Here is an 18,127-nt window from a genome sequence, read left to right as displayed (position 1 = left end):
ATCATTATTTATCTATTTAATTATTTTGCTTGATCCACAGTGAAACCGTAAACACTAGCAATTCTAGTAGACATTTCATCTAAAGGGCTAGCATCATCCTTGAAAGAGTAAAATCCAGTACCCGCTTGCAATGCATTTACGAATTCAGTTATTTCAGCAACTGGTAAATGTGGCTGTTGTGTAGTGGTATTTCGAGTAAAGCGTAACGCGTAAACAAAACCGTAACCTTCTGATAAATCATGGAAAGCCGAAGCCAAATCTGTTGTTAAATTATTCTTTCCTGTTTGTAAATAATAAACTGCTCTAATTGCAATTACCTTAGAAATTGCTTCTTTAATAATATTTGCCTGTGTATCTCTTAACTCGTAATCTTTAGCAACAATTGCAGCTCTTCCTAATTTGAAAGCATCGTATATTTCCTCTTTAATTCCTGAGAAATCAGTATCATCATTTACTCTTTTTAAGTATTTATTTAAGAAGCTGTCTGCACCTAATACAGGAACTTCTGGATTTACTTCATTACCATATAAATAACCATAAGCTTCATCCCACTTATGTTCCATTGTTGTATAATTTTTGTCTTGTGCTAAAGTTCCTGCGTCATTATCCTCTTTATTTGTTCCGCCATCCAAAACAGCAGGGCTTAAGTAGTTATTTAACATTTGATCTACCATTAAAGCACCTATTAAACCTTTATTAAACGCTTGGTTATACTCTAAACCTTTGGCATTAACGTAGCGCGTAGATCCTCCTACTTCTTGGATTTTTCCTGCAGTACCCTCAACTGCATCAACTTCCCAATTAGGAAAAACTTCACTAACTTGTTTTGACATATAACCATCGAAAACTTCTTTTATAGACACAGCCTCTGCTGTTCCCGAAAAATAATCAGCTGAAGCAGCAGTTTTACTTCGAACGCTCTTCGATGAGGCATTTAAATCTGCTTCGGAAAAATCGTTTACACCTGCCTGATGATTAAACATGTTATTTAACTTAGTAATATCATTAAAATCAGTTGGGTTTTTTAATGCGTCAATAATTTCCTCTGCCATTTTAATTCTAGTCGTTTGCCCACTAAAACTTACTGTTGATTCTCCACCTCTTTCGAATTTGTATGTTGGAGGAGCTGTTACTTCAGGAGTATCAGGAGTTACTGGAATTATTACTTCCTGAACATCATCATCAGAACACGATGTAAAAACTACTGTAACAACAGCTATTATAGATAATATAAGCCTTTTCATTTTAATTAGATTAAGTTTTAATAATATTGCAAATATATATAAATCATTCAATTACAAAAAACTTACTTAGATTTATTTAAAATAATATCAAGAATACTAAGCCTTTAATAAAACGAGAACAAGAATCTAAAAATCTTACATATAAATGCTTAAAAGTACTAAAGTATGCCCTATTCAAAAGGCATGATATAAAAGAAGAAGAGTCTTATTAACTAAGACTCTTCTTTTAATTTATATTGTAAAATATTTTATCCTCTTCTTCTTTTTCTACTCCCTCCTTCTACACTACTTGTTCTTTTATTTTTCCGATCTTCTCTTTTTCTTCCAAAACCTTTACTTGAAAAGCTTTTTTCACCCGTTGATTTTTTCCTATTTCTTCCTTTGAACCCTCCTCCTGAAGAACTTCCACGTCGACGTCGTCCACCGCTACCTCTATCTGTTTTGGTTATTTCAATATTTACATTTCTCCCATTAAAGTCAGGTCTATTGATTTCAAAACTAGCAAGTGTCTCTCCTTCATAATTTTTATCTATTTCGAAAAAAGAAAATGTATCAAGTATATCAATAGAACCAATTTCTACTTTGTCTCCAATATTTTGTTCATTTATTAAACCAATTAACTTTGCAGGATTCAATCGATCTTTTCTCCCCAAATTAATAAAGAACCTAGTCATATTATCATTAGTAGATCTTCCCCTAGAGTTTTCTTTCGTTGTTAGATTGTTAAGATCAGGAGCATTTTCATAATAAGATAAAAAGGAATTGAATTCAATTGAGACAAATTTTTGAATTAGCTCTTCTCTTGAAAGCCCTTCTAACTTTTCATATATACTAGGTAAATATGTTTTGATCTCACTGTCATTAACCTCAGTATTTTCAACTTTATCTATTAAATGGAATAATTGCTTTTCGCAAATTTCTTTTCCCGTAGGTACTGATGTATGAACAAATTTCTTTTTTAAAATTCTTTCAATTGGGGTTAGTCTAGATCTTTCTTTTCTACTTATTAAAGCTATAGAAACTCCTTTATTACCTGCTCTACCAGTTCTTCCACTTCTATGATTATAATTTTCAATTTGGTCAGGTAGTTTATGATTTATTACATGCGTAAGATTATCAACATCTAGCCCTCTCGCCGCGACATCAGTTGCAACTAACATCTGTATGTTTTTTTTACGAAATTTTTCCATAACACTATCCCTTTGTATTTGAGAAAGATCACCATGCAAGGCATCTGCGTTATATCCATCTTTCATAAGACTATCTGCTATTTCTTGTGTTTCTCTTCTTGTTCTACAAAAAACAATAGCATAAATATTAGGATTTATATCTGCAACCCTTTTAAGAGCGGGATATCTTGTTTTTTCAGTAACTAAATAATATTCATGACTAACATTATCTGATCCTTGATTTTTTTGCCCAGAGCTAATCTCTGCTGGATCTGTCATATAATTTTTAGCAATGGCTTCTACTTCTTTAGGAAAGGTAGCTGAGAATAAAAGTGTTTGCTTTGATTCAGGAGTAGCTTCTAAAACTTTATCTAACTCTTCTTTGAATCCCATGTTAAGCATTTCATCAGCTTCATCTAAAACTAGCCATTTTACCTTACCTAACTTTAAGGCTCTTCTTCTGATCAGATCTACCGTTCTTCCAGGTGTTCCAACCACAATTTGAGCACCTTTTTTCAACTGTTTTATTTGTTGTTCAATACTAGAACCCCCGTATACTGTACATACCTTTAAAGAAGGTAAATATTTAGAAAAATCTTCTATATTTTTTCCTATTTGAACCGCTAACTCTCTTGTTGGTGATAGAATGATTGCTTGCGTAGAAAGATCATTTTCGTCAGCTAATTCAACGATAGGCAAGCTAAAAGCTGCTGTTTTTCCTGTTCCTGTTTGTGCAAAAGCTTTTAAATCTTGGTTAGAATCTATTATTTTGGGAATTGACTTCTCCTGAATTAACGTAGGTTTTTCGTAACCTAAATCAGTTAACGCCTTAATTATAGACTCTTTCAAGCCTAATTCTAAAAATGTTGACATGCTATGAATTTAATCGAATTCATAGATGCCCATCTGATGAATTCTTTGTTATTATATTGATCTCTTTGAGATTTCGGACTTTGCAAAAATACGCCTATTTATTGATATATAGTTAAGTTTACTTTAGTTTTTTAATAAACTTTCAATTTGGTCTTCTATATTAGGTGCAAAAAATCCTGTAAATGCGTTCATCACTACCCCACCTTCATTTAAAATCATCAAGCGAGGAAAATCACTGGTTAAAAAGCTATGAGCTCTACTTTCATCAATTAGCTTAAATTGATGCTCAATATTTATACCTTTAACATACCCTTCCGAATTACTTTTATTTTGCTGAATTAAGATAAAATTAATTCTCGGGTATTTTTTTTGCAAATAATTAAAACGTTTAGAAATGACTTGGTCATAGTAAGACTGTTTAGGATTATTAAAAAAAACAACAGACTTTTTATCTTTTGTTAATTCGCTTATGTCAACCCAACTTCCCGTAGGGGCTTCAACTTTAAAATTAGGTAAGTTATCGTTTTTTTCTATAAAATTAAAATCATTAATAAGACGCTGAATTTCCTTTTTTTGTTTTATATCTGTACTAAATTTAAAATATGTAAAAAAAGCTTTTTGATAGTTATCTCCTTTAGTTCTGTTTAGAAAATTAAGTGCAATTATTTTATATAAAAAATTATTCTTTATTTTTTCATCAGAAAATTCCTTATTGATGTTTTTAAGAAATTCTATTACATATTCTTCAGATTGTTGTTCTTTTATTTTTAAGCGCGTATCATTGTATATTTTGTAACATAAATATTCTTTATACGGTAAATAAAAAACCAATGAATCTCTACCCAAGTTAATCTTTTCTCTATATTGATCAACTTTGTCTTTAATGAATGAAATATTGTTTGATTTGTTTTTGGCTATCTTTCTGTGTAGGTAGCCTTCTAATTCAATGAAAATAGGATAGGTTAAAATTATTTCATAAAAATCAAGGAACTCTTTTGATATTTTCTTCGTGTTTCTTTCGTATGCATCAATAATTATTTTTTTTAAGTTTAATAAGGAATCTGCTTTTTGAAAAAAAACTTTTTCACCAGCATAATCATGTCTTTTTAAGTAATTTTCATCTTCCTCACTTTGTAAAAATGCTTCCATTAAAAGGTTATTTCTCATTGCATTTTTACCAGTAAAAACAATGGACTCATCAAAATCCCATGTATTTAAACGAAGCATTAAGCTATCATTTTTTTCTATGTAAGCGTATTGATGCTCAAACCCATGGGAAAAACGATATAATCCAGATCTAAACGTTCGGTATTGCCCCATAAAAGTTTTATCGCTACATAGTTTAAGCGTATCTTTAAAACCATCTATACCAGACACATAAACAACACTATCCATAGGATGAACTATTTTTCCTCCAAAGTAGGTATATCGCTTTACAGAGTTTTCACACCCAATTAAACATAGGATGCTCACTAATAAAATAATTATTTGTTTTATCATTTCTTCACTCTCTAAATAACATTCAAAAATAGCTATAAACTATGAAAACCCCTGTTAATTCGTTGTTAAAAAGCTAAAATTCAAAGTAAAAAAGGGATAAAACAAATATTTTACAATTAATTCTATAGGTGAATATATATTTTTTACTTTTGCTCGGAATTTTAATTTTTTTGTAATGTTATCAGTTTCTAATTTATCAGTTCAATTTGGTAAACGCGTTTTATTTGATGAAGTAAACACAAAATTTACCCAAGGTAATTGTTACGGGATTATTGGAGCTAATGGTGCAGGTAAGTCAACATTTTTAAAAATACTATCTGGAGAATTAGACCCAACATCGGGGCAAGTGCATCTAGAACCGACAAAAAGAATGTCTGTTCTTTCGCAAAATCATTATGCTTTTGATGAAATACCTGTTTTAGAAACCGTTGTAATGGGCAACAAAGAGTTATTTAAAATCAAAAAAGAAATTGACGCTTTATATGCCGATTATACAGATGAAAACGCTGAAAAAATTGGTGAGTTACAGGTTACATTTGAAGAGATGAATGGTTGGAATGCTGACTCAGAAGCTGCCGCTTTATTGTCTAATTTAGGAATCAAAGAGGATTTTCACTATTCTCTTGTCAAAGACTTAGACGGTAAGCAAAAGGTACGTGTTTTATTAGCTCAAGCCTTGTTTGGAAACCCTGATGTGTTAATAATGGATGAGCCAACGAATGATCTTGACTTCGAAACAATTTCATGGTTAGAAAATTTTTTAGCTAATTACGATAACACGGTTATTGTTGTATCGCATGATCGCCACTTTTTAGATGCAGTTTGTACTCATATTTCGGATATTGATTTTGGTAAAATAAATCACTTTTCTGGAAATTATACGTTTTGGTATGAATCTAGTCAACTTGCAGCAAAACAGCGCGCGCAACAAAATAAAAAAGCAGAAGACAAAAAGAAAGAATTAGAAGAATTTATCAGACGATTCTCTGCGAATGTAGCGAAATCAAAGCAAGCCACCTCACGTAAAAAAATGATAGAAAAATTAAATGTCGATGAAATCAAACCTTCTAGTAGACGCTATCCTGCTATTATCTTTGAAAGAGATCGTGAAGCAGGTGATCAAATATTAAATATTGAAGGTCTATCTAAAACAGATATGGATGATGATATTTTATTTTCAAAAATTGATATAAATTTAAATAAAGGCGATAAAGTTGCTATAATATCTCGGAATTCAAAAGCTTCAACTGCTTTTTATCAGGTGATTACTGATAATACTAAACCAAATAGTGGTAAATATAGTTGGGGAGTTACTACAACTCAATCATACCTCCCTGCTGATAATACAGATTTTTTTCAAAACGGTGATTTAAATTTAGTTGATTGGTTAAGACAATATGCTAAAACAGAAGAAGAACGTGAAGAAGTATTTCTTAGAGGTTTTCTTGGTAAAATGATATTTTCTGGTGAAGAGGCCTTAAAAAAGAGTAATGTTTTATCTGGAGGTGAAAAAGTTAGATGTATGCTTTCTAGAATGATGATGACAAGAGCTAATATTTTACTACTTGATGAACCTACGAATCATTTAGATCTTGAATCTATTCAATCACTGAATAATTCGTTAATAAATTTTAAAGGAACTGTTTTGTTTACAACCCATGACCATGAATTTGCTCAAACGGTTGCCAATAGAATAATTGAAATTACTCCAAAAGGAGTTATCGATAAATATGCAAGTTTTGATGATTATCTAGATGATCCGAAAATTAAAGATCTAAGAGAAAAGATGTATTCTTAAAATAAAAAAACAAAAGGTAGCTTATTGGCTACCTTTTGTTTTTTTATATTTTTACGAGAGCTTTTTAGGATTTTTCACTTTCTGTTTCGTAAGAGCTAATTCAATTACTTCACTCATTTCCGTTACGTAGTGAAATTTAAGTCCTTTTAAATAGCTTGTCTTAATTTCTTCTATATCCTTTTTATTATCGTTACATAAAATTATTTCTTTTATGTTAGCCCTCTTAGCTGCTAGGATTTTCTCCTTAATTCCTCCAACAGGTAATACTTTTCCTCTCAAAGTAATTTCACCTGTCATTGCTAATTTATTTTTCACTTTTCTTTGAGTATATAAAGAAACTAATGATGTTAACATAGTAATACCAGCGCTTGGTCCATCTTTAGGCGTAGCTCCTTCAGGAACATGAATATGCACATCGTACTTATCAAAAATCTCCGAATCAATTCCAAATTCACTTGCATTTGCTTTGATATATTTCATTGCAATCGTCGAAGATTCCTTCATAACAGTTCCTAAATTACCTGTTATAGATAAGTTTCCTTTTCCTTTAGATAAAATAGACTCTATAAAAAGAATATCTCCGCCAACACTTGTCCATGCTAATCCTGTAACTACCCCCGCGTTATCGTTATTCTCATATTTATCTCTTTCCAAACGAGCCGGACCAAGAATTTTTTCGATATCAGTATTCGTTAATGCCAAATTATATTCTTCTTCCATAGCTATAGATTTGGCTACATATCTAACAACTTTAGCGACTTGTTTTTCAAGTGTACGAACTCCTGATTCACGTGTATAGCCTTCAACTATTTTTTCTATTTGAGGTTTTGCTATTTTAAGATGCTTGTCACTTAAACCATGATCTTTAAGTTGCTTAGGAAGTAAGTATTTTTTAGCTATTTCTACTTTTTCCTCAATAGTATAACCAGTTACGTTTATAATTTCCATACGATCTCTTAAAGCCCATGGAATTTGTTGTAAATTATTTGCTGTAGCTATAAATAAAACTCTAGATAAATCATACCCTACCTCTAAATAATTATCATAAAATTCAGTATTTTGTTCTGGATCTAAAACTTCCAACATAGCAGAAGAAGGGTCTCCTTGATGACTTTGTCCTAACTTATCAATTTCATCTAGTACAAATACAGGATTAGATGTACCTGCCTTTTTAATATTTTGGATAAGTCTTCCTGGCATTGCTCCAATATAGGTTTTTCTATGTCCTCTAATTTCAGCTTCATCACGTAACCCTCCTAATGACATTCTAACATATTTCCTACCTAAAGCTTCAGCTACAGATTTACCTAAAGATGTTTTTCCAACACCTGGAGGACCATATAGACATATTATCGGAGACTTCATATCCCCTCGCAACTTTAATACAGCCAAATGCTCTATGATGCGATCCTTTACTTTTTCTAAACCAAAATGATCTCTATCTAAAATGTTTTGAGCCTTTTTTAGATCAAATTTATCTTTAGAATATTTATTCCAAGGAAGTTCTAACATTAATTCTAAATAATTACGTTGAACTCCATACTCGGCCATTTGAGGATTCATTCTTCTCAAACGATTCAACTCCTTCTCAAAAGCCTCACCTACTTCCTTATTCCACTTCTTTTTTTTAGATTTAGAGAGCATTTCCTCTAATTCTTGATCATGAGAAACTCCTCCTAATTCATCTTGGATAGTCTTTAATTGCTGATTTAAATAATATTCTCTTTGTTGTTTATCTAAATCTGATCGAGTTTTAGACTGAATATCATTTCTTAATCTTAGTTTTTGGAGTTCTTTATCTAGATTTTTTAAAGTTAGTAAAGCCCTCTCTTTAAGATTATCTTTTTCTAAGAGTACCTGTTTTTGGGAAACACTTAACTCCATGTTAGAAGAAATAAAGTTCACCAAAAAAGAGCTTGATTGAATATTCTTTATAGCAAAAGAAGCTTCTGAAGGAAGCATTGGATTTTCTTTTATAACCTCAAGAGCTAAATCTTTAATCGAATCAATAATAGCATCGAATTCTTTCTTATCATCAATTTCTTTTTCATCTACAGCTTCTTTTACTTTAGCCTTTAGATAAGGAACTTCTTGAATAATTTCATCAATCTCAAATCTTTTTTTACCTTGAATAATTACCGTTGTATTTCCGTCAGGCATTTTCAATACTCTTAAAATTTGAGCCACAACCCCCGTAGAATAAATATCCTCAATGGTTGGGTCCTCAATTTCACTGTTCTTTTGAGCGACTACACCAACAACTTTGTTGCCTTTATTCGCATCTTTGATTAACTGGATGGATTTATCTCTTCCAGCTGTTATAGGAATAACAACACCTGGAAACAAGACAGTATTTTTAAGGGGAAGTATAGGTAATTCGTCTGGAATTTCCTCGTTATTCATACTTTCCTCATCTTCAGGAGTTAACAATGGAATAAGTTCGGAATTCTCGTTAAAAACATCTTGAAGCGACAAGCTGTCTAAATGTATTATTTTTGATTTACTCATATTTTATCTGTCATCTTGGCACTCACAAATCAAATTATTAAATATGAAGCCTATTTTTTTAAATTAAACCTACTGATTATCAACACAATATAGGTATATATAAAAAGTAGTCAATATAATACTCCAATTCTTATGCCAACAGTTCTGTTTCTAGTAGTTTTCTTGAATAGCTTTACTAAAATACATTTAATTGTCATTCTTACAACAAATACTTATTAAAACTTTAGTATACATAATAAATATTTTTATCGAATTAATTGAAGTAAATTTAGCTTATCAAAACCCTACATCAAAATAATATTAAAACTGCAATTGCTACAAAGACAATAATTTGAGCCCACTTGAAATAACTTCCTATTTTTTTATTTTTTTTTAATAAACCTGATAAAGAATCTGCTAATAAGACAATACTAGAAAAAACAGTAAATGAGGTTAAAATAAATATACCACCAAGAACATAGAACTGAATTAAACTAGATATTTTATCCGAAAACAAGAATTGAGGTAAAAAAGCAAGAAAGAAAATAGTTATTTTAGGATTAAGTACATTCATCCAAAATCCTATTTTAAATAATTCTATTGTGTTTTTTTTTTCAACATTCTCAGTAGAAAAAGCAATACTTGCATCACTTTTATATATACTGTATGCTAAATAAAGCATATAAAAAACACCTATTAGCTTAATTATAATGAAGATACTTGAATTTCTTTTAATAACTTCTGAAACTCCAAATGCTACAAAAGTAGTATGTACTAAACAACCTAACATTAGACCTGCTACAGTTGCAAAACCATGTTTTTTACCATTAACTACCCCTTGGGTTAAAACAAAGATATTATCAGGCCCTGGAGAAAATGCCAAAGTGACAGTAGCAAAAACAAAGGAAATTAAAGTTGTAATCATAAAAACTAAACTCTTGATAAAATTGCTTTATTAATACGTTTTACTAAACTAGGACCTTCATATATAAAACCTGTATAAATTTGTATTAAATCTGCCCCTGCATCTAATTTTTCTAAAGCGTCTTTTTCCGAATGAATACCTCCAACACCAATAATTGGAAATTTTTTTCCTGAATTATCTGCTAAGTATTTAATCACTTCAGTACTCCTACTTTTAATTGGTTTACCACTTAAACCTCCATTACCAATTATTTCTAACCTTTTTTTTGATTCTATAAGCCCTTTGCGGTTTACAGATGTATTTGATGCTATCACTCCATCTAATTTTGTCTCTGACATTAACAGAATAATTTCATCTAATTGTCTCTTATTTAAATCCGGAGCAATTTTTAATAAAATAGGTTTTTGGACAGCTTGTTTATTGTTCATCTTTTTTACTTCCAAAATTAATTCTTTTAAGTACTCTGCATCCTCTAACTTTGCATGACTACTAACATTTGGACAACTTACATTTAAGACAAAGTAATCCACATAAGGGTGCAAACCTTCAAAGCACATCAAATAATCAGCTGTATAATTTTCAGGTTTTGTTGTGGTATTTTTACCTATATTACCACCTATTATAATCTTACCTTTATTTTTCTTTAACTCTTTTACTGCTGATGCTATACCATTATTATTAAATCCCATTCTGTTAATAATACCTTGATCGTCTTTTAATCTAAACAGCCTTTTTTTAGGGTTTCCTATTTGGCTTAAAGGAGTTACTGTTCCTATTTCAACAAAACCGAAACCAAAATTAGCTAACTCGTTATATAAAACTGCATTTTTATCGAATCCTGCTGCTAATCCGACGGGATTTTCAAAAGTTAGTCCAAAAAGCTTTCTTTCTAACTTCTTATCTTTAACTTTATAAAAGCTTCTTAAGAAAAAAGGTAATAATGGGATCTTCGATACCACCTTTAAAATTGAAAAAGTAAAATAATGTATTTTTTCTGGATCAAAAAGAAAAAATATTGGACGGATTAACTTCTTATACATTTTTATAAATAATTTTTTAAAAAAAACTCCATAATAAATGGAGTTTTTTTACTTATCTCAACGACGCATCAAAGTTTTTCTCGAAAGAATTTTGAAGCTTTTTCATTATTTTATCTATACGCTTATCATTCAATGTCTTGTTCTCATCCTGAAGTATAAAGCTCAATGCATAAGACTTTTTACCATCTGGTAATTTATCTCCCTCATAAACATCAAATAAATCAACATGTTTTAACAATTGTCGTTCAGACTGAAAAGCTAAATCGTGTAAATCTTTAAACTGAATTTTATTATCAATTAAAAGTGCTAAATCTCTTTTAACTAAGGGGTATTTTGGTAAGTCTTTTACTTTCTTACTTTTTGTACTGACAATATCTAAGATATTTTGCCAATTAAAATCAGCTAATAAAACCTGCTGTTTTATTGCAAATTTCTTAAGAATACTTCTCTTCACAACTCCAATCTCAACAAGTTTTATTTTACCTAGACTCAAACCTATTCCCTCAGAAAAAACATCCGTTTTAACAGGAGAAGTCTTCAAATCATTTAAACCCAACCTTGAAAATAATGAATTTACAACTCCTTTAAGGTAAAAGAAATCTGATGCTTCTGTTTTTAATTTCCAATTTTCTTTAGTTTTATTTCCTGTAATAAGTAGCATAAGGTGTTTCTGTTCCTCATAACCTTTTTCATACTTACAATATGTTTTGCCAAATTCGAAAAACTTCAATGAGTTTTGTTTTCTATTTAAATTATAACTAACACTTTCCAACCCACTGAACAATAACGATTGTCTCATCACTTTTAAATCATTACTAAGAGGGTTTAACATTTCAACATTATTATCTTCTTTGAAACTTTCAGTGAGTTCAATATACTCTGGTTTTGTTAAAGAATTAGACATTGTCTCATTAAAACCAAGAGAAACAAGTTGATTTGATATTATATTTTCAATTTTGATATCTACATTTTTATCAAAAGATATTGATGTATTTAACTTATGTGAGAATTCTATATTGTTGTATCCATATACTCTCAAAATTTCTTCTATGATATCCGCTTCTCTCTGCACATCAACTCTATATGATGGAATTGTTAAACCAAGTCCAGCCTCAGTTGCACTATTTATTTTGATATCTAAAGAAGCTAGGATATTTTTAATTGTTTCCTTTGGAATTTCTTGACCAATCAACCTATAGGTATTCTTAAAAGATAAAAAAACCTGAAAATCTTCCATTTTTTCTGGATAATAATCAAGTACATCTGAAGATAATTTACCGCCTGCATATTCCTCTATTAATAAAGCTGCTCTTTTTAAGGCGTATTTAGTCATATTAATATCAATTCCTCTTTCAAATCTAAATGAGGCATCTGTATTTACAGCATGACGTTTTGCTGTTTTTCTAATAGAAACAGGATCAAAATAAGCACTTTCAAGAAAAACCGAAGTTGTATTTTCAGAAACCCCTGACTCTAAACCACCTAAAACCCCCGCAATACACAAAGGGTTTTCATCAACATCGCAAATCATTATATCATCAGCCGATAATTTTCTCTCAATACCATCCAGAGTTTTAAAAGATGTTCCTTCATCAAGAGTTTTAACTAGAACTTTATTACCTCTTATTTTTGTAGCATCAAAAGCGTGAAGCGGTTGACCTAACTCGTGCAACACATAATTTGTTATGTCTACTATATTATTTTTGGGATTAATACCAATAGCCTTTAATCTATTTTGAATCCATTTAGGAGAATCTTTAACTTCTATATCTGTTATTGTTATTCCGTCGTACCTTGGAACTAAATCTTTATCAGAAACTTCAATATCAATTTTTAAAACTCTTTCATCTACATGAAAATCAGACACAGAAGGCGTAATTAATTCTAAATTTGTTCCTTGCTGTATTAAGCCTGCTCGTAAATCTCTAGCAACACCATAATGACTCATTGCGTCTGATCGATTCGGTGTCAATCCTATTTCAAACACATAATCGGTTTCAATATTAAAAACATCTGCACAAGCAGTACCTACCTCAATACTCTCATCTAAAACCATAATACCATCATGTCCTTTGCCTAACCCTAATTCATCTTCAGCACAAATCATCCCATGACTCTCCTCTCCTCGTATTTTTCCTTTTTTGATTTTAAACTCATTACCATCTTGATCATACAATTTTGTTCCAATGGTCGCCACAGGTACTTTTAAACCTACTTCTACATTTGGAGCTCCACAAACTATCTTTACTTTATTTTCAGTACCTAAATTAACTGTTGTAACTTTTAATTTGTCTGCATTTGGATGTTTCTCACAGGTTAAAACTTCTCCTACAACAACTCCATCTAAACCTCCTTTTATACTTTCAACCTTTTCAACACCCTCTACCTCAAGCCCTAAATCGGTAAGTAATTCTCCTGTCTTTTCTACTTCTAATTGAATGTTTAAAAATTGTTTTAACCAATTGTATGATATTTTCATCTTTAAAGAGTCTAATTTATATCGCAAATTTACAATAATTAATGAAAAAAACTTTAACATTACCATTATTCATGTCTAAATATCAATTAGTTTTTTTTGTAAAATAAAACTTGTTCACAAGCTGTAATTAACTAGAAAAAATTAAAACAACACTTAAAAAAAACACAACAACCTCATAAAAAGATACTTATAGCTATTTTTATTTTATTAAGAAAGTGCTAAACTCATAAATTTTGTTTGTATTTACAAATCAAAAAGAAAGAACAATAGTAATGTCTTTAACATTTTAAAGTTATTTTTGCGCATTATAATTGTTTATACTATTTTACAATTGTGGAACTCCCAAAATTTTAAAAGCATTATATCATGAATTACAATGCATCTATAGAAGAAGAAAATAAGGAAATAGCCAATCGCTACAAAGACCTACTAAAAGGTACTTATCAGATGCTAACAGATGACGATAAAAAGTTAATTCGCAAAGCTTTTGAAATATCTGTTGAAGCGCATTCTAAACAGAGAAGAAAAACAGGAGAACCCTATATTTATCATCCCATTGCTGTGGCTAAAATTGTTGCTTACGAAATTGGTTTAGGAGCAACATCAATTGCTGCTGCGCTTTTACACGATGTCGTTGAAGATACGCATTATACTGTAGAAGACATAGAAAGACTTTTTGGAGAAAACATAGCGAAAATTGTTAGTGGCTTGACTAAAATTTCAAATCTTAAAAAAGAACAAGACTATTCCATACAAGCTGAAAATTTCAGAAAGATGCTACTAACTTTGCATGACGATGTGCGTGTTATTCTTATCAAAATTGCGGATAGGTACCATAACATGCAAACTATGGATTCAATGCCTCCACATAAACAAGTGAAAATTGCCTCTGAAACTCTCTATATATATGCTCCATTAGCCCATCGGTTAGGACTTTACAACATCAAAACAGAGCTAGAAGATCTTGGTCTAAAATATACTGAGCCTGATGTATATAATGCAATTTTAAATAAAATTAAAGATAGTAAAGAGGAACAACAACGTTACATCAATAGTTTTACAGAAATATTAAAAACAGCACTTGATAAAGAAAATTTCCTATACGAAATAAAAGGTCGGTTTAAATCCATTTTTTCCATAAGGAGAAAAATGAGAAAACAAAATGTTTCATTTGATGAAGTCTATGATAAATTTGCGATTAGAATAATTTACAAACCTACTTCAAAAGATGAAAAATTTGACGCATGGAAAATATATTCAATAGTAACTGACTTCTTTAAACCTAATCCTGCAAGACTTAGAGACTGGATTTCTCAGCCAAAATCTACTGGATATGAAGCACTTCATATCACCGTTATTGGACCTGAATCAAAATGGGTTGAAGTTCAAATTAGATCTCAAAGAATGGATGAAATAGCCGAAAAAGGATATGCCGCGCATTTTAAATACAAACAAGGTAATGTAAGTGAAAATGGTTTAGAAGACTGGCTCAATAAGTTAAAAGAAACATTAGAAAATCAAAGTATTAATGCAATTGATTTCGTAGAAGATTTTAAACTTAATCTTTATGCTAAAGAAATTTATGTTTTTACTCCTAGAGGAGATCTAAAATCTCTTCCAAAAGGAGCTTCTGCTTTAGATTTTGCTTTCTCAGTGCATACGGATGTAGGGTTAAAATGTAGAGGTGCTAAAGTAAACGGAAAACTTGTTCCTTTGAGTCACGAACTTAAAAGTGGTGATCAAGTTGAAGTGCTAACTGCTCAAAATAATAAACCAAATGTTAGATGGTTAGATTTTGTATTAACAGCCAGAGCAAGAACAAAAATTAAATCTGCTCTTAAGGCAGAAGAAAAGAAAATAGCTGAGGAAGGAAAAGCAATATTAATGCGAAAACTAAGGCATCTTAAAATTAGTACAACTGAAAAAACATTACATGAAATTGCAAGCTATTTTGGATTAAAAACAAGCTTTGATCTTTTTTACCGTGTTGGTAATGGAGCTATAGACAACACCAAACTTAAAGAGTTTGTTGGACAAAGAAGTGGTCCCTTAATGAGCTTTATTAAAAGTACTTTTAGACGAACACCATCGAAAATAGTATCAGAAAAAGAAGAAGTAACAAGTAACTTTGACTCCTTAGTTTTTGGTAAAGATGAACAAACTCTTGACTATACTTTATCTAAGTGTTGTAACCCTATTCCTGGAGATAAAGTTTTTGGCTTTGTAACCATTAATGAAGGAATTAAAGTTCATAAAAATAATTGTCCAAATGCTATTTCACTACAATCAAACTATGCTTATAGAATTATGCCTGCTAAGTGGATTGATTCTACTCAACAAGAATATAAAATAACATTAAAATTTTCTGGAATAGATAAAAAAGGAATAGCCAATAATATAACTAGAATAGTTTCAAACAGTATTGACACCTACATATATGGAATCAATATAACAGGTGATGATGGCGTTTTTGAGGGAAATATTACCATAGGTGTTAAAAATAAAGCTCAAGTAAATAATTTGATTGATAAGATGAAAAAAATTGATGGTGTTCAAAAAGTAGATCGCGTCAATACTTTGTAAATATCATTTTAACTTAATGTTTAATATATAAATTAAAAATGTAAATTTGTGTTTCGTAAAATTCCAAAAGAATGAGTAACTCGGAAGAAAATCAAGAAATTGTAAAAAAAGTTTTCACTTCTTTTTTAGAAGAAAATAAGCACCGTAAAACACCTGAGCGTTATGCAATTTTGCAAGAAATATATGATGCTGATGAGCATTTTGATATAGAATCTTTATATATCAAAATGAAAAACAAGAATTATAGAGTAAGTAGAGCAACTCTATATAACACAATTGATTTGTTATTAGACTGCGGATTAGTCAGAAAACACCAGTTTGAAGGACAATCAATGGCTCGTTATGAAAAAAGTTATTTTGACAAAAATCATGATCATGTTATTTTAACAGATTCTGGTGAAGTTAAAGAATTTTGCGATCCGAGAATACAAATAATAAAAAAAACAATTGAAGAGGTTTTTGATATTAATATTCACAATCACTCTCTTTATTTCTACGGAACTAAAAAAAAATAAAGGAATTATAACAATTACATATAAACTATTTAACAATACACACTAGATGGCAGTAGATTTATTACTTGGTCTTCAATGGGGAGACGAAGGAAAAGGTAAGATTGTAGATGTACTTACCAAAGACTACGACATTATTGCTCGTTTTCAAGGTGGACCGAATGCTGGTCATACTTTAATTTTTGATGGTAATAAGCACGTGTTACATACAATACCTTCAGGGATTTTTCATAAAACAGCATTAAATGTTGTAGGAAATGGAGTAGTTATTGATCCAGTTATATTTAGAAAAGAACTTGAAAATTTAGATCAACATAACATTGATTACACTTCAAAATTATTAATTTCAAAAAAAGCGCATTTAATACTTCCTACACATAGGCTCCTTGATGCTGCTTCTGAAACCTCAAAAGGTAAAGCTAAAATAGGATCAACTTTGAAAGGTATAGGACCTACCTACATGGATAAAACAGGTAGAAACGGTATGCGAGTTGGTGATTTAGAACTTGATGATTGGAAAGAACGCTACAATTTATTAACAGATAAGCATCTTAAAATGTTGGCTTTTTTTGATGTTGATATTCAATTTGATTTAAAGGAATTAGAAAATGAATTTATCAAAGGAATTGAAAAACTAAGATCTTTAAAATTTATTGACTCGGAAGAATTTTTAAATACAGCAATTAAAGAGAATAAAAAAATACTAGCTGAAGGAGCACAAGGATCTTTATTAGATATTGATTTTGGTACTTATCCTTTTGTTACATCTTCTAATACAACTGCTGCTGGAGCTTGTACTGGTTTAGGGATTGCTCCAAATAAAATCGGTGATGTTTTTGGAATTTTCAAAGCTTATACAACAAGAGTTGGTTCAGGTCCATTTCCTACTGAACTATTTGATAATGATGGTAAAAACATGGCTAAAATTGGAAATGAGTTTGGCGCTACTACTGGTCGTCCCCGTAGATGTGGTTGGCTCGATTTAATTGCTTTGAAGTACGCTGTTCAAATAAATGGTGTAACTCAATTAATGATGATGAAAGGTGATGTACTTTCTGGTTTCGAAACATTAAAAGTGTGTACTGCTTATAAACATAAAGGAAAAATAATAAAACACTTACCATATAATATTGAGCCTGAAAATGTAACACCAATATTTACCGAGTTCAAAGGATGGGAATCTGATTTAACCAAAATGTCAAGTTGTGATGAACTACCTCAAAACTTACTTGATTATATACTATTTATAGAAAAAGAAACTGAGGTACCAATAAAAATAATTTCTGTTGGACCAGATAGAAAACAAACAATTATTCGATAAAAGAGCTTAACTTTGAGGAGTTCTTTTATTTTAATAATTAATAGAATTCCTCAAATCTGTTCTGTATCTGCAATAACATTACGTGTAACTTTTCACATATCTATAGTTCTAAGTCTTGAACTAACAATATGGGTTTACATTACCATATTAAAATTTACAAATCATTATATTTTTTTAACTTCGGAAAGTATGTATT

The 18,127-nt window shown here is 30.4% G+C and carries 11 protein-coding genes; 4 read left to right on the top strand and 7 right to left on the bottom strand.

The features are described 5' to 3' along the window. Positions 1 to 20: 20 nt before the first annotated feature. The 3 genes from AC2GW8_RS00955 to AC2GW8_RS00945 all read right to left on the bottom strand — a co-directional run bounded on the left by AC2GW8_RS00955 (position 21) and on the right by AC2GW8_RS00945 (position 4,786). A complete protein-coding gene (locus AC2GW8_RS00955) occupies positions 21 to 1,244 on the bottom strand; it encodes a DUF4856 domain-containing protein (protein WP_440880925.1) in 1,224 nt (407 codons plus the stop codon). Positions 1,245 to 1,492: 248 nt separating this feature from the next. Next, complete coding sequence (locus tag AC2GW8_RS00950; RefSeq protein WP_440880924.1) at positions 1,493 to 3,286, bottom strand: DEAD/DEAH box helicase; 1,794 nt, start codon at positions 3,284 to 3,286, stop codon at positions 1,493 to 1,495. Between the two features lie 123 nt (positions 3,287 to 3,409). Beyond that, on the bottom strand, positions 3,410 to 4,786 hold the full coding sequence (locus tag AC2GW8_RS00945; protein ID WP_440880923.1) for a hypothetical protein: 1,377 nt from the start codon (positions 4,784 to 4,786) through the stop codon (positions 3,410 to 3,412). Between the two features lie 175 nt (positions 4,787 to 4,961). Between AC2GW8_RS00945 and AC2GW8_RS00940 the strand changes: the two genes are divergently transcribed. After that, the gene (locus AC2GW8_RS00940) at positions 4,962 to 6,584 is read left to right on the top strand and encodes an ABC-F family ATP-binding cassette domain-containing protein (protein ID WP_440880922.1); all 1,623 of its coding nucleotides are present in this window, start codon (positions 4,962 to 4,964) and stop codon (positions 6,582 to 6,584) included. Positions 6,585 to 6,635: 51 nt separating this feature from the next. Here the strand turns inward: AC2GW8_RS00940 and lon are convergent, their stop codons facing one another. The 4 genes from lon to pheT form a co-directional block, all read right to left on the bottom strand. Continuing rightward, a complete protein-coding gene (gene lon, locus AC2GW8_RS00935) occupies positions 6,636 to 9,092 on the bottom strand; it encodes an endopeptidase La (protein ID WP_440880921.1) in 2,457 nt (818 codons plus the stop codon). 289 nt (positions 9,093 to 9,381) lie between these two features. Next, positions 9,382 to 9,996, bottom strand: coding sequence for a LysE family translocator (locus AC2GW8_RS00930; RefSeq protein ID WP_440880920.1), 615 nt, complete (start codon positions 9,994 to 9,996; stop codon positions 9,382 to 9,384). A gap of 5 nt (positions 9,997 to 10,001) precedes the next feature. Beyond that, the gene (locus AC2GW8_RS00925; protein ID WP_440880919.1) at positions 10,002 to 11,036 is read right to left on the bottom strand and encodes a quinone-dependent dihydroorotate dehydrogenase; all 1,035 of its coding nucleotides are present in this window, start codon (positions 11,034 to 11,036) and stop codon (positions 10,002 to 10,004) included. Between the two features lie 52 nt (positions 11,037 to 11,088). Further along, positions 11,089 to 13,515, bottom strand: a complete 2,427-nt coding sequence (pheT, locus tag AC2GW8_RS00920; protein ID WP_440880918.1) for a phenylalanine--tRNA ligase subunit beta — start codon at positions 13,513 to 13,515, stop codon at positions 11,089 to 11,091. A gap of 366 nt (positions 13,516 to 13,881) precedes the next feature. Here pheT and AC2GW8_RS00915 point away from each other — a divergent pair, with 366 nt between their 5' ends. The 3 genes from AC2GW8_RS00915 to AC2GW8_RS00905 all read left to right on the top strand — a co-directional run bounded on the left by AC2GW8_RS00915 (position 13,882) and on the right by AC2GW8_RS00905 (position 17,931). Beyond that, positions 13,882 to 16,098, top strand: a complete 2,217-nt coding sequence (locus AC2GW8_RS00915) for a RelA/SpoT family protein (protein WP_440880917.1) — start codon at positions 13,882 to 13,884, stop codon at positions 16,096 to 16,098. Positions 16,099 to 16,169: 71 nt separating this feature from the next. After that, positions 16,170 to 16,613, top strand: coding sequence for a Fur family transcriptional regulator (locus tag AC2GW8_RS00910; protein ID WP_440880916.1), 444 nt, complete (start codon positions 16,170 to 16,172; stop codon positions 16,611 to 16,613). Between the two features lie 46 nt (positions 16,614 to 16,659). Next, positions 16,660 to 17,931 (top strand): adenylosuccinate synthase, encoded by a 1,272-nt coding sequence (locus AC2GW8_RS00905; RefSeq protein WP_440880915.1) that lies wholly within the window; start codon positions 16,660 to 16,662, stop codon positions 17,929 to 17,931. Positions 17,932 to 18,127 lie beyond the last annotated feature (196 nt).

This window comes from Tenacibaculum profundi, from assembly GCF_057162725.1.
This window is presented reverse-complemented; position numbering and strand designations above follow the sequence as displayed.